Origin of the sequence: Citrobacter sp. 506 (assembly GCF_050434985.1) — a bacterium.
Lineage (GTDB): Bacteria > Pseudomonadota > Gammaproteobacteria > Enterobacterales > Enterobacteriaceae > Citrobacter > Citrobacter braakii.
In genome coordinates this window covers 148,924-163,420 of sequence record NZ_JBNDJN010000002.1, presented here as the reverse complement: position 1 = coordinate 163,420, position 14,497 = coordinate 148,924, and the positions used below count along the sequence as shown (strand labels likewise).

General features: G+C 51.3%; 12 protein-coding genes. 3 read left to right on the top strand and 9 right to left on the bottom strand.

Features of this window, described 5'->3' with window-relative positions; all coding sequences use genetic code 11:
• The first annotated feature begins 140 nt into the window (after positions 1 to 140).
• The 3 genes from rsuA (at position 141) to ABIE10_RS10805 (ending at position 2,732) form a co-directional block, all read left to right on the top strand.
• Positions 141 to 848 (top strand): 16S rRNA pseudouridine(516) synthase RsuA, encoded by a 708-nt coding sequence (gene rsuA, locus ABIE10_RS10815; RefSeq protein ID WP_047359190.1) that lies wholly within the window; start codon positions 141 to 143, stop codon positions 846 to 848.
• Positions 849 to 863: 15 nt separating this feature from the next.
• Positions 864 to 2,054 (top strand): Bcr/CflA family multidrug efflux MFS transporter, encoded by a 1,191-nt coding sequence (locus ABIE10_RS10810; RefSeq protein WP_016157000.1) that lies wholly within the window; start codon positions 864 to 866, stop codon positions 2,052 to 2,054.
• Between the two features lie 333 nt (positions 2,055 to 2,387).
• The gene (locus ABIE10_RS10805; protein ID WP_029139605.1) at positions 2,388 to 2,732 is read left to right on the top strand and encodes a YejG family protein; all 345 of its coding nucleotides are present in this window, start codon (positions 2,388 to 2,390) and stop codon (positions 2,730 to 2,732) included.
• A gap of 3 nt (positions 2,733 to 2,735) precedes the next feature.
• Here the strand turns inward: ABIE10_RS10805 and yejF are convergent, their stop codons facing one another.
• From yejF to ABIE10_RS10760, 9 genes are all read right to left on the bottom strand, one after another.
• A complete protein-coding gene (yejF, locus tag ABIE10_RS10800; RefSeq protein WP_200051552.1) occupies positions 2,736 to 4,325 on the bottom strand; it encodes a microcin C ABC transporter ATP-binding protein YejF in 1,590 nt (529 codons plus the stop codon).
• A gap of 1 nt (position 4,326) precedes the next feature.
• A complete protein-coding gene (locus ABIE10_RS10795; RefSeq protein ID WP_016153752.1) occupies positions 4,327 to 5,352 on the bottom strand; it encodes an ABC transporter permease in 1,026 nt (341 codons plus the stop codon).
• Positions 5,352 to 6,446, bottom strand: coding sequence for a microcin C ABC transporter permease YejB (locus ABIE10_RS10790; RefSeq protein WP_016153751.1), 1,095 nt, complete (start codon positions 6,444 to 6,446; stop codon positions 5,352 to 5,354). Before ABIE10_RS10790 ends, ABIE10_RS10795 begins: the two co-directional genes overlap by 1 nt.
• Positions 6,447 to 8,261: an extracellular solute-binding protein gene (locus ABIE10_RS10785; protein WP_279263977.1), complete on the bottom strand. Its 1,815-nt coding sequence runs from the start codon at positions 8,259 to 8,261 to the stop codon at positions 6,447 to 6,449.
• 99 nt (positions 8,262 to 8,360) lie between these two features.
• Positions 8,361 to 9,920 (bottom strand): cyclic di-GMP phosphodiesterase, encoded by a 1,560-nt coding sequence (locus ABIE10_RS10780; protein WP_049282332.1) that lies wholly within the window; start codon positions 9,918 to 9,920, stop codon positions 8,361 to 8,363.
• A 172-nt stretch (positions 9,921 to 10,092) separates the two neighbouring features.
• Entirely contained in the window at positions 10,093 to 10,662 is a 570-nt protein-coding gene (gene mepS / locus ABIE10_RS10775; protein ID WP_003027474.1) for a bifunctional murein DD-endopeptidase/murein LD-carboxypeptidase, read from the bottom strand.
• A gap of 413 nt (positions 10,663 to 11,075) precedes the next feature.
• Positions 11,076 to 11,789, bottom strand: coding sequence for a phosphatase PAP2 family protein (locus ABIE10_RS10770; protein ID WP_019077242.1), 714 nt, complete (start codon positions 11,787 to 11,789; stop codon positions 11,076 to 11,078).
• A 35-nt stretch (positions 11,790 to 11,824) separates the two neighbouring features.
• Positions 11,825 to 12,811, bottom strand: coding sequence for a CobW family GTP-binding protein (locus ABIE10_RS10765; protein WP_016153747.1), 987 nt, complete (start codon positions 12,809 to 12,811; stop codon positions 11,825 to 11,827).
• Between the two features lie 119 nt (positions 12,812 to 12,930).
• On the bottom strand, positions 12,931 to 14,397 hold the full coding sequence (locus tag ABIE10_RS10760; RefSeq protein ID WP_429155642.1) for a mannitol dehydrogenase family protein: 1,467 nt from the start codon (positions 14,395 to 14,397) through the stop codon (positions 12,931 to 12,933).
• Positions 14,398 to 14,497: the final 100 nt, after the last annotated feature.

Below are 14,497 nucleotides of genomic sequence, written 5' to 3'. Positions count from 1 at the left end.
AGGTAAGCAGCAACAATGTATAGTATGCCATGAATCATTTCCCTTGAGGGATGGTGTAACGCCGCTATACTGGGCGGATAATCGTCCCACTTTTCGGGCGCAATCCCGCTTCTTGTTTTTTACAGGCAAAAATCACACTCATGCGACTTGATAAATTTATCGCTCAGCAACTCGGCGTCAGCCGCGCTATTGCCGGGCGTGAGATCCGTGCTAACCGCGTTACCGTCGACGGTGAAATCGTCAAAAACAGTGCCTTTAAGCTGCTGCCAGAACACGACGTAGAATATGACGGTAATTCCCTGATTCAACAAAATGGCCCGCGCTATTTTATGCTGAATAAACCTCAGGGTTATGTTTGCTCAACGGATGACCCGGATCACCCGACAGTGCTCTATTTCCTTGATGAGCCGGTTGCCTACAAACTGCATGCGGCAGGGCGCCTGGATATCGACACCACCGGACTGGTGCTGATGACCGATGACGGACAGTGGTCGCATCGCATCACTTCGCCACGTCACCATTGTGAGAAAACCTATCTGGTGACGCTGGAGTCGCCGGTGGCAGATGACACCGCCGAACAGTTTGCCCATGGCGTACAACTGCATAATGAGAAAGACCTGACCAAACCGGCCGTGCTGGACGTCATTACGCCAACTCAGGTGCGATTGACCATCAGCGAAGGGCGCTATCATCAGGTTAAACGTATGTTTGCCGCCGTCGGTAACCACGTTGTGGAACTGCACCGTGAACGGATTGGTGACATCAAGCTTGATGAGGATCTGGAGCCGGGTGAATACCGTCCATTGACCGAAGAAGAAATCGCCAGCGTTAACTTAACCCCGCGTTAATTTCAGGAGCTAAATGTGACCACCCGGCAGAACTCGTCAATTGCCATTGTCTTTATCCTTGGCTTGTTAGCCATGCTGATGCCGTTGTCGATTGATATGTATCTTCCGGCACTACCTGTTATCTCTGAACAGTTTGGTGTGCCTGCAGGTAGCGCGCAGATGACCCTCAGTACCTATATTCTTGGGTTCGCGGTGGGGCAGTTACTCTATGGTCCAATGGCTGACAGCATTGGGCGCAAGCCGGTGATTCTGGGCGGGACGCTGGTGTTTGCGGCGGCGGCAGTTGCCTGTGCGCTGGCACAAACTATCGATCAACTGATCGTGATGCGTTTCTTCCATGGTCTGGCTGCGGCAGCGGCGAGCGTGGTTATCAACGCCCTGATGCGCGATATCTATCCGAAGGAAGAGTTTTCGCGCATGATGTCATTTGTCATGCTGGTCACGACAATTGCACCCTTACTGGCACCCATCGTGGGCGGCTGGGTATTGGTATGGCTGAGCTGGCACTACATCTTTTGGATCCTCGCCGTGGCGGCTATTCTGGCGTCGGTGATGATCTTTACGCTGATCAAAGAGACCTTGCCGGTTGAGCGCCGCCAGCCGTTTCGCTTGCGTACTACTCTCGGCAACTTTGCCTCGCTGTTTCGCCACAAGCGTGTACTGAGCTATATGCTGGCCAGTGGGTTTAGTTTTGCCGGGATGTTCTCGTTCCTGAGCGCCGGACCTTTTGTTTACATTGAGATCAACCACGTTTCACCGCAGCATTTCGGCTATTACTTCGCGCTGAACATTGTTTTCCTGTTCGTGATGACCATCATCAACAGCCGCTTTGTTCGTCGGGTTGGGGCATTGAATATGTTCCGTGCTGGCCTGTGGATCCAGTTCGTGATGGCGGGCTGGATGGTCTTTAGCGCGCTGTTCGGGGTTGGTTTCTGGGCGCTGGTAGTGGGCGTTGCGGCGTTTGTTGGCTGCGTGTCGATGGTGTCATCCAACGCCATGGCGGTCATTCTGGATGAATTTCCGCATATGGCGGGAACGGCGTCATCGCTGGCAGGGACGTTCCGTTTTGGCATTGGCGCCATCGTTGGGGCGCTGCTGTCACTGGCGACTTTTAACTCGGCCTGGCCGATGATCTGGTCGATAGCATTTTGCGCTACCTGCTCAATTCTCTTCTATCTCTACGCCAGCCGCGCCAAAAAACGGTGATCTATTACACAACCTGGGGGCGATAGGGCCTCCAGAGTTGATGTACATCAACCGAAAATCTATCAATTTCCCCGCTTATGTTTATTTTATGTAAAATCAATTTATGTAAAAAGTCACATCATTGTAGTTAAAAAGGTTGAGTTAGATCGCAGAAACGAGTACATATAGCGCGGAAATATGCCAGAACCGTTGAATAAATTTAAATATTTGGTTCGGAAAGTGGCATAAAGTCAGGGTGTAAACGTTTACGAACTGTTTAAAGACGTATTGTCAATGATGTGTTAATATTGATGTAAAATAATTGTGAAGTGATTGTACTTCCAGGGAAAGAAAGTGATGACATTACAACTCTCAATCGTTCATCGTCTGCCACAGTGCTATCGTTGGTCGGTGGGTTTCGCAGGTTCAAAGGTTGAACCGATTCCGCAAAACGGTCAGAGCAATGAGAACAGCCTGGTGGCGCTCAAATTGCTTAGCCCTGATGGCGACAGTGCGTGGTCAGTCATGCATAAACTCAGCCAGGCCCTCAGCGACATTGAGGTACCTTGTTCCGTGTTGGAATGCGAAGGAGAGCCGTGCCTGTTTGTGAATCGCCAGGATGAATTTGCCGCGACCTGCAGACTGAAAAATTTCGGCGTGGCCATCGCAGAGCCGTTTTCAAATAACAATCCGTTTTGAGCGTCAGCTTAGCGCGAGCAACTGACGCGTATATGCCTGCTGTGGCGCGTTAAATACGTGCTCGCATTGTCCTTGCTCCACGACCTCTCCCTGCCTTAGCACAATAACCTGATGGCATAACGCGCGTACTACGTGCAAATCATGGCTGATAAAGATATAAGCCAGGCGATGCTTTTCCTGTAAAGACTTTAACAACGTCAGGATTTGCGCCTGTACGGTTCTGTCGAGCGACGATGTTGGTTCATCCAGAATGATCAGGGAAGGCTTGAGAATCAAGGCTCTGGCAATGGCTATGCGTTGACGTTGACCGCCGGAAAACTCCGCTGGGTAACGATGCCGCGTTTCGCTATCCAGTCCCACTTCCACCATTACCGCTTTCACCTGCGCTTCGCGCTGTTCGGCTGACAGGGTTGGCTGATGAACGCGCAGTCCCTCCTCAATAATCTGTAGCACGCTCAGGCGCGGGTTCAGCGAGGAGTTGGGATCTTGAAAAACAACCTGAATGCGGTGACGTACCGGTAACAGCTGGCGGCGATTTAAGGTATGCAGCGCCAGGCCATCGAACACAATGCTTCCCTGCGAGGTGATTAACCTCAGTAGCGCCAGCCCGGTAGTGCTTTTCCCCGATCCTGACTCCCCGACCAGCCCCAGCGTTTCACCGGGCCGGAGGGAAAAACTGACGTTGTTAACCACAACGTTATGGTCCACCACGCGCTTCAGGATACCTTTACGGATGGGGAAGGCGACGCAGAGTTTTTCCACTTCCAGCAATGGCGCTTGCCCGGCAGGTACAGGCACCGGATCGCCGGAAGGTTCGCTGTTTAACAATTTCTGCGTGTAGGGATGTGTTGGCGCAGTGAGCAGCTGTGCTGCTCGATTTTGCTCAACGCACTGGCCGTTTTGCATCACCGCAACGGTATCGGCGAGTTTTTTCACAATGCTGAGGTTGTGGGTGATAAACAGTAATCCCATGTTCAGCTCGCGCTGTAGCTCCCGCAGCAGCTGTAGGATTTGCGCCTGTACGGATACATCCAGCGCGGTGGTCGGTTCATCGGCAATAAGCAGCTCCGGTCGCGTAAGCAGCGCCATGGCGATCATCACGCGCTGGCGTTCGCCGCCGGACAGCTGGTGCGGATAGTCTGCGAGACGTTTGGCCGCCTGACGGATGCCGACCCGATCCAGACAGGTCAGTATTTCTGCCCGCGCGGCCTCCCGACGCATTCCCCGATGCAGCGACAGCACTTCATACAGCTGTTTTTCAAGGTTGTGAAGCGGGTTTAGCGACACCATTGGTTCCTGGAAAATCATGGCGATTTTATTCCCGCGAACGCCGCGAAGCGTCTGCTCATCGGCATGAAGCAATGATTCGCCATGAAAACGGATGTCGCCGGAAAGGTAGACTGCGGGAGGGGTCGGTAATAACCGTAGAATAGAAAGTGCGGTCACGCTTTTACCCGAACCGGACTCGCCCACCAGCGCCAGAGTTTGCCCGGCTTCAACCCTCAGTGAGAGGGTATTGACCACGGTGCGCACGGTCTCCTGTTGGCGAAAACCTACCGATAAATTTTCAATAGCTAACAGCGGTTGTGTCATCTTAAATCGCCTTGTTGGGATCGAACGCGTCGCGTACCGCTTCACCAATAAATATCAGTAGCGATAATAGCAGGGCAACGGAGATGAACGCGGTGATGCCAAGCCACGGTGCCTGCAGGTTGTTTTTACCCTGTAACAGGAGTTCTCCCAGCGATGGCGAGCCAAGCGGTAAGCCGAAGCCAAGAAAATCCAGCGAGGTCAGAGTGGTGATCGAGGCGCATAATATAAACGGTAAAAAGGTCAGGGCGGCGACCATCGCATTGGGCAGCATATGGCGCAGAATAATACTGCGATCGCTCACGCCAAGCGCCTGAGCGGCACGAATGTAATCAAAGTTTCGGGTACGTAAAAATTCCGCGCGTACCACGCCAACCAGGCTCATCCAGCCAAACAGCACGGTAATGCCCAGTAGCCACCAGAAGTTTGGCTGGACCACGCTCGACAGCAGTATGATCAAAAACAGCGTTGGCATACCTGACCAAACCTCAATGAATCGTTGCCCCCACAGATCCACCTTGCCGCCATAATAGCCCTGGATTGCGCCAGCCATGATCCCCATCACGCTGGAGCACAGGGTTAGCATTAATCCAAACAGGACAGAAATACGTGTGCCATAGAGGATCCGTGCCAGCACATCACCGCCGTTGGCGTCCGTTCCCAGCCAGTTTTGTGCAGAAGGCGGGGAAGGGAAGGGCTTATCAGTGGCAAAGTTAATGCTGGTGGCTCCAAAGCGTATCGGCGCCCACAGGATCCAGCCCCGGTTTTCCAGGCGCTGCTGTAACCACGGATCCTGATAATCAGCCTGGGTCGCCAATGGTCCGCCGAAGTCGCTTTCACTGTAGTTTTTGAACAGGGGGAAATACCAGCTACTGTCGTAGCGCACCAGTAGCGGCTTATCATTGGCAATCAGTTCTGAACACAGGCTAAGGCCGAAGAGCAGTAGAAAAATCCACAGCGACCAATAGCCGCGACGGTTATGGCGAAAACGCGCCCAGCGGGCCTGATTGACGGGGCTTAATCGCGACATTAGCGTCCCTCAAAATCAATACGGGGATCGACCAGCGTGTAGCTGATGTCGCTGAGGATATTCAGCAGCAGACCGATCAGGGTGAAGATATAGAGCGTGCCAAACATTACCGGGTAGTCACGTGATACGGTGGATTCATAACCCAGTAGTCCCAGACCGTTAAGCGAAAACATCACTTCAATCAGCAGCGAACCGGTAAAAAACATGCTGATAAACGTTGCCGGGAAGCCAGCGATTACCAGCAACATGGCATTGCGAAACACATGTTTCCACAGAATGTTTTTCTCGCTGACCCCTTTGGCGCGCGCGGTGACGACATACTGTTTGCGTACCTCATCCAGAAATGAGTTTTTGGTCAGCATGGTTAGCGCGGCAAAACCCCCAACCACCGTCGCCAGCACTGGCAGGGTAATATGCCAAAGGTAGTCGGTCACTTTCTGATACCAGGGCAGGGAATCAAAATTGGCGGAAACCAGTCCGCGAAGCGGGAACAGGTCGTAATAGCTGCCCCCGGCAAAAAAGACGATCAGTAAAATCGCAAACAAAAAGGCCGGTATGGCATAGCCAATAATAATGAATGCGCTGCTCCAGACATCAAATCGGCTGCCGTTGTGAACGGCTTTGCGGATCCCAAGCGGTATCGACACCAGATAGATAATGAGCGTACTCCATAGCCCCAGTGTGACGGAAACAGGCAGGCTATCTTTGATAAGCGTCAGCACTGAGGCGCTACGAAACAGACTGTCGCCGAAATCGAAACGAATATAGTCCCAGAGCATTTTGAAATAACGCTCATGAATGGGCTTATCGAACCCGTAACGGCGAGTGATTTCGGCGATCACTTCCGGGTCAAGACCACGGCCACCTCGGTAATTACTGTCGCTGATATTGCCGACGCCGGTTTGCGCGTGGCTGGCGCGAATGCCTTCACTACCCGCGCCGGGTAATGCCCCGCTTTGTCCGAACTCAATAGCGGCGACGGCCTGCTCAACCGGACCACCGGGGGCAATCTGCACGATAAAAAAGTTGATGGTGATGATGGCCCAAAGCGTTGGGATCACCAGTAGCAGACGTCGAATTAGATAAGCGCCCATTTATTCTCCCTGCCGTCTGGCTGCTGGCAGTTTCGCCGCTTTGTTAACGTCGTACCACCAGTTGTCGAGACCAATGGTATAAATGGGGCGAATAGCTGGATGCGAAAACTTATCCCACCAGGCGATGCGATCCTCTGCCATAAACCACATCGGCAACATGTAGTAGTTCCACGTTAATACCCTGTCCAGTGCCCGACCGAGTGGGACTAGTTTGGCTTTATCACCTTGCGCCGCGATGATTTGGTTGATCAGTTTATCAATCACCGGGCTTTGCACGCCCGGGGCGTTATAGCTGGAGTCAATATATTCAGAGGCCCAGAGAATTTGCAGGTCCGAACTTGGCCACGGCATTGCGCGATACAATCTCGGCATCATGTCATAGTCACGACTGCGCAGCCGGTTTGTGATTTGTGAATTATCAACCTGGCGGATGTTCATTGTAATGCCTAAGCGCTGCAGGTTGTGCTGGAACGGCAGAACCCACTGGCTGTTACTGCCCGCCGGGAGCAACAGTTCAAAGCTCAGGGGTTTACCGTTGGCGCTGTTTACGCGCTGTTGTCCCTTAAGTACCCATCCGGCCTGCTCCAGTAAGGCATCTGCTTTCAACAGGTTGTCACGATCGTAGCCATCGCCTTTTGATTTCGGCGGCTGATAAATTTGGCTGAAGACCTCAGGAGGGAGATCTTTTTTCAAGGGCGCAAGTATCACCAGTTCATCCGCATCGGGGTAATTTTTAGCGGCATACTCGGTATTCTGAAAATAGCTGTTGGTCCGACTCCAGGCGTTATAGAACAGAGCTTTATTCATCCATTCAAAATCAAAGGCCAGGGTGATGGCTTCTCGCACCCGTCGGTCGCTGAACACCGGGCGCTGAATATTAAACGCCAGCCAACGCGTATCCTGGGCGGATTCGTTTTTTTGCTCATCTTTGATGATGTAATGATTCGCGAAATTTTTACCGGTATAACGTGTCGCCCAGTTTTTGGCATCGTTTTCAAGACGCAGGTCAAACGCTCCGGCCTTAAACGCTTCAAAGGCGACGTTGTCATCCAGATAGTAGTCGTAGCGGATGGTATCAAAGTTCCAGCGGCCACGGTTGACGGGCAGATTAGCGGCCCAATAATCGTTGACGCGAGAATAGACAATGTACTGACCCATCTTCCATTTCGTGATGCGATAAGGACCGCTGGCGAGCGGAGGCGATGATAAGGGATCGCTGAGCTTATGATCTTTCCAGTACTTCTCTGGCATCACGGGTAATGAAAACAGGCTGAGCATGTCCTCTTTACCCGGTTTGGCTAATTCAATACGTACAGTTAATGGCGCGATCGCTTTTACCGTTGTTCCCTTGTAGACCAGGCGAAATTGCGGCACGCCTTCAGTCATAAATTTGTGGAAGGTGAATGCGACATCGCTGGCGGTAATGGGGGAGCCATCGTGAAAACGCGCTCGCGGATTAATGGCGATTTCTACCCAGGAATAGTCATCAGCATAGCGTGCGCTGTCGGCGATGAGCGGATAATAGCTGCCAGGTTCATCGTCAGAGGTAGTAAACAGCGTATCGTAAAGCGTTTCGGTACGTGCTCCGGGATTACCGCGCATCGCATAGCGGTTGAAGTTATCGAATGTGCCGATGGCGGAGAGGGTGATTTGCCCGCCTTTGGGAGCCGCAGGGTTGACGTAATCAAAGTGATTAAAGTTAAACGCGTACTTCGGTTCGCCCAGTACGGCAAAAGCATAGCTTTCTTTGATGGACTGCGCCTCGGCGCTAAACCCGATGAGGGCGATAAACAGCAGCAATACGCGAGGGATCATTAAAAGCGATTTCCTTTTCCTGCCACAACCCGACGGGCATCATGCCTGAAAGATAAGGGATGTGGCGGCGAGTGAGAGTATATGATTCGCATACTGCGATCACCACGTCGGCTTATTGGGCTGCGCCATCCAACGCACGAAATCAGCAAGTTTTAATGGTCGGCTAATCCAGTATCCCTGGAAAAAATGCACTCCACGATCGCGCAGCCAACGGGCTTGCTCAGGCGTTTCAACCCCTTCAGCCACCGTCAGCATATTAAGACGCTTAGAGAGTGTCAACACGGCGTCCAGAACCGGAGAGGTCAGGGTCTCTGTTCCAATGGCGTTAATAAAGCCGCGATCGATTTTCAGGTAGTCAACGGTAAAGCGTTCCAGATAAATCAGCGCGCTATGACCGGTGCCAAAATCATCAATGGCAATTTCAAAACCTGCGGAATGAAGCCATTCAAAAAGCTTTGTGGCTTCGTGTTGATTAAGCATATCCCGTTCGGTGATTTCCAGCACCATCTGGAAATGGTTTGCGGGAAGCGAGGCCTGCAGGTGATGAATGTCGTCTTTAAACGTCTCGCCGTGCAGATGCGTTGGCGCGATATTGATCCCCAATTTTGCACCAGCAGGTAACACTTTTTGCAGCATCGGTGCGTCCTGGGCTATCAACTTAAAGAGATGCTGGGTCAGCGGGACAATCATTTTCTGGGATTCGGCGTAGTGAATAAAAGCATCCGGTGGGATCTCACCCGTTGTCGGATGATTCCAGCGTAATAACACCTCTACACCTTTCACCTCCAGTGTCTGCACCTCTACCACGGGCTGGTACACCACATAAAACTGGTTATGTTTTATAGCGTTGAGGATATCTTTGCCCGGACGTAAACGGATGGTGTAGATGTAGTACCAGAGAAGAAGCGCAGCAATAATCCCCGCCATGCATCCCAACATAATCGAATACCAGACATCGGTATAGGTCCACTCATCGGCATATAAACGAATCTGTAGCGGAATACCTTCCAGGGTCGCCTGCCGCCAGTGAGAGTGGGGCAGAGCGGAGGCATCAATAATCCGTGATGAAAATGTTGAAATCGCGTTATCACCGACGACTATGGCAATGCCGTTAAAATCATCCTGTCGGGCGGTATAAAGCAGATAAGGGGCCAGATTAATATTCAGTGAGGTAAACACGCCGCTATCAGTGAACGATGGGTTCCGGTGCCAAATCATTATCGCCGGCTTGTTCGGCATCATGGGCGTACCGGGGAGTAATTCCACATCAATATTTCTGCTGATATCGAGACTTGGGACCAGATCTAAAATCGGGGTGAACATTGCGCCCGTTGCGGAGGAGCAGAAAGCAATGCCGTTTTTGACCAGTAAAAATGCGCGAACGTTGAGGCTAAAGGCTGCGCTGGAGGTCAGTTGAGCAGCGACTTGTTGGCAACTGTTGGCGACCAGTGGCTGAAGGTCATCTGTGGTGGATTTGAGATCGGCGAAGTAGCTGCTGACATAATTCTGGATATCGGAAAGGAGCGTGTCGTACTTAATGTCTCGTTTATGCCAGGTCACGAAAAATTGCAGGGTACTCACCAGGAGCGCGACGATAAGCCCCGTTAACATACAGGAAAGCAGGATTTTCTGATTGGATGAAGAGGAGCGTTTAAACATAGTTCCTTATGTTTACCTGAGTTAACCGCTTATTCTGTATGAATATAACCTGAAATGACTCACCTTGTGAGATTTTTCTTAGTCACAAGACAAAGCAAAAAAAAAGCACCGCCGAAGCAGTGCTTTTCAAAATGTCTCATCAGGATAGCCAAGGGATAGCTGCCAAACGAAATTAACTGCGGCTCAGGACCCGGCGAGCTTCGTTGTAACGTTTTTTCCAGTAAGGTTCGTTCATGCTGGAAATGATAACGCCGCTGCTGGTCGAGGCGTGTACGAACTGGTTGTTGCCGATATAAATACCGACGTGACGGCCAGTGGAGCCAGCACGGAACAGAACCAGATCGCCTGTGCGCAGGTTAGTGCGCGAAACGGATTTACCCGTTTCCTGTTGTTCGTAGGTTGAGCGAGGAAGCTCTAAACCAAATTGCTCGCGGAACGTACGTTGTACGAAGCTTGAACAATCAATACCTTTTTTGGTGCTGCCGCCAAGGCGGTAACGCACGCCTTTCCAGTCAGCATACTGGTCCATAATACGTGATTTAACATCGATATTACGGACCATATTTTCAAATTCATCCTGAGAGGCTTGCAGTGAAGAGTTATCTCCATTGCCCACAGCATGCGTCTCAGAATGCATATTCCTGGCGGTGTTCGTTGTGCTACATGCAGAAAGCAGAACCGCAACTGCTATCGCGGGTATGCCCCGCAAGATATATCTCAAAATCGGTTGAGATTTGACCATTTTGTTTGTTTTCCCTTGAAGTCCTTAACGATAAATATCGTTATAAAAAATGCCAAACGTGACGAGACTAATTACCATCGCACGATGAGACAATTCTTTAAGGTCAAATCTGTGGCAGAACGCACAAATTTATTCCTGAAGAGAATAATTATCCCGCGAGGCAAAACGAGTTCGAGATTACCCGATCGGTCCGGTCATTGCGAGTGAATTTACGTGATTTCTTATAAGAAAAATTGATACAGAAAGTGAATAACCGGCATTGCCTAAATTAAGAACAATCGGGATAAAAAAGACGCAACCCAATCATTTTAAAGATGAATAAGATGACGGGAGAATGACAGCCAGAATGATGAAATATCGACAAGCATCATCAGGGAATCAGAGTTTTCCCTGATGATGTTAATTACTGTGCGTTATTTGTTTAAAAAATGTTTGTTTTTACCGGGCAGATAATTCGCAAACAGAGTGACTAATCGGTCGCTTAACGGTGTCATTAGCCACCAGGGCAGACCAATCAAGACGACAGTCATGGAACCGATCACGATATCCGTGAGCCAGTGAGCGCCAATCATTATGCGTGGAAAGGCAAAAACCACAGCGATAATAAGGCCGATTATTCCGGCGACTTTTCCGAAATAACGCAGCATAAATGCGGAAAAAATAAGCAGCATCATACCGTGATCGCCGGGGAAACTGTCTCTGGACGCATCTTTAGTCGGAATATGCAGCAGTTCGCTGACGCGATAAATATTATCCAGCATCAGAGTAGGGCTGGCGCGTTTAACGGGAATAAGCGCCTGGCCTAACTGATTTAATACCACTGCGGTGAGCAGCATAACCAGGCCAATAGCGACAATGCGTCGGCGACCTTCCGACGTCTCTTTCAGCCAAAAATGCAGCATCAAGGCGCCCATTGCCAGCAATGAGCAACCATCAAATGCCCGGTTATTGGTAATAGCAACAATCCACAAGAACTGCGGGCTTTCCACCAGTTTCTGGTTAAAGAAGCGGAAAACGCCCGTATCCAATGAAGACCAGATCCCATGTCCGGCAGGAAGATACCAGGACAGAAACAGCGCCAGCCCCGCAATATTGAGTAGGAGAATAAGAGGGTATCGGGTTTTCATCATCGTTTACCATTGCTATAAAAACGAAGGCAACCTTACGCGTTAGCGTCTAAACGAAGTCTCAACAATGCACTCTGTAGCGTATTCCAGTCGGTCTCAGTATCGGCGATGAGTTCAATACGGCTATCCGGTGGCGCGACGTTTTGCGTCTCAATATGCCAGTCGTCTCCCTGGCGGTTAATGCGCACCAGCCCTTCCTTTATACGCATGACACCTTTCACGCGCCCCACGGGGGCAAGACGGGACCATTCCAGCAGACCGATGGTATCGAACACCGTATCGGCGTCAAAAATCCAACCGCAGGCCTGATGGCCCTGGCCGCTGTTCAGGCTGCGCCGCCAGCGCTGCTGTGACGGCAGACTCAATGCCGCCAGTCCCTTTTTGTCTGCATGGCTATGGGCGTGCTCTGCGCTTGCAGGAAGCTCTGCCAGGTTTAGTCGGGGTAAATCCAGTAACTGCCCGTCAATTTGCCCATGGTCGGCATGAACCAACTGGCGATTACCGCCGTAGTGTTGCCACCAGGTTTGCAAGGCGTTTTCGCTTTCCGCTGTGGCGCGGTCGGCTTTATTGGCAACAATGATATCTGCGGCGGCCAGCTGATCGCGGAAATTGTCATTGGCGACGCTTTTTTCATCCAGTAACAGCCGGGGGTCAAGAATACAGAGGGTCGCGCGCAGATCGATCCACGGTTCGTAAACCGGTGCGGTGAGTAAATCCAGAATTTGTTTAGGGTGTCCGAGGCCAGTGGGTTCAATCAGCAATCGATCGGGTTTTCCCTGACGCAGCAGCGTATTGAGGCCAACCTGCATCGGTAGACCGTTAACGCAGCACATACAGCCGCCGGGGATCTCTTTTAGCAATGCGCCGCTGTCGGCTAACAGGGCGCCATCAATACCTACTTCACCAAACTCATTGACCAGCACGGCCCACTTCTCTGCGGGATCCTTGTTCGCCAATAGATGAAGAATAGAGGTGGTTTTGCCACTGCCGAGAAAACCAGTGATGAGATTGGTTTTAGTCACAATTACTCCAGAATCATAAATTACCGTAATGGCATTTAACAATCCTGGCGAAAAATGGGGAAAAAGAGAAGGGGTGAGGGGACGAAGACGTGCTTCGTCCTGTTTAATGGCAGAAATCGTTAATTTTTTAACGTTTCAATGACAGCCTGATGCGCACCGTATTGGGCAATACGTTGCCAGGCCTGTTGAATGGCCGCGACAAACTGCGGATTCTGTACGAGATCGGCGGCGAAAATCTCATGCAGAGAAAGCAGGGCGCTGACGCGTTCTGATTCAGTGCTCTGTGCCACCAGAGAGGCAATTTTCTCACTGAGCGGGTCACGAATATCAATCGTAGCGCCTGAATCATCCACACCGCTCACGTAGCGCATCCAGCCTGCGATGCCGAGCGCCAACAGCGGCCACTCGCTTTGACGTGCTAAATGCACGCGGATCCCTTCCAGCATTCGCTGGGGTAATTTCTGGCTACCATCCATCGCGATTTGCCAGGTTTTGTGTTTCAGCGCCGGGTTGGCAAAGCGGTCCAGCAGGCTTAAGGCATACTGGTTTAAATCAACATCGGTAATTTGCAGCGTGGGGGCCTGTTCGGTGAGCATTAGCCGGTAAGCGGCTTCACGAAATGCGCTATCCTGCATACAGTCGCTGATGTGCTGGAATCCGGCCAGATAGCCGAGATAAGCGAGAAACGAATGGCTGCCGTTCAGCATCCGCAGTTTCATTTGTTCCCACGGCAAGACGTTTTCAACCATCTGGACACCCGCCGTTTCCCATTGCGGACGACCACAGACAAAGTTGTCTTCAATCACCCACTGAATAAACGGCTCGCAGCTGATTGCGCAAGGATCGGCAACGCCCAGCTCGTGGGCGATTTCAGCCAGCGACTCTTCGGTGGCGGCGGGAACAATCCGATCCACCATAGTACCCGGGAAACTGACGTGTTCCTGGATCCAGTGCGCCAGCTCAGGAAAGCGTTTTTCCGCCATCCCCAGTACGGCATTTTTTACCACATGACCATTGTCCGGGATGTTATCGCAGGAAAGGACGGTAAACGGCTGCAGTCCACGTTCACGTCGGCGGTGCAGCGCTTCTACGATTATACCGGGGGCGGAGTGCGGTTCAGCCGGTGTCTGCAGATCGTGAATAATACGCGCATTAGAGAGATCTAACGAACCCGTTGCCGGATCGATGCAGTAGCCTTTTTCCGTGATGGTTAACGAGACAATCGCGACCTGAGGCTCGCAGAATTTTTCAATAATGGCCGCCAGCGAATCCAGCGTGGCGTTCAGGCATTCGTTAACGGCACCGATAACAATAGGCTGGTTGCCGTTAGCTCCTTTTTCTAACACGGTAAATAAATGATCCTGTTCGCGAAGCTGACGCATCAGCCGATCGCCACTGAACAGACTGATCTCGCAAATTCCCCAGTCTCCGCCCTGCGCATTCAGCACCCTGTCGGTTAATAACGCCTGATGGGCGCGGTGAAAAGCACCGAAACCAAAATGTACAATCCGCGTTTTTAATTGTTGGCGGTCGTACTGCGGCATCATGACATTTTCCGCCAGTGGCGCTGAGGCAATAGTTTTCATTAAATACACCTGATTAACCATTAATTAACAATGGCAGTATAAAGTTATATGACAGCAAATTGAATTGGTGTGCCTCATTTATCCGGGGAATGTGAGCTGG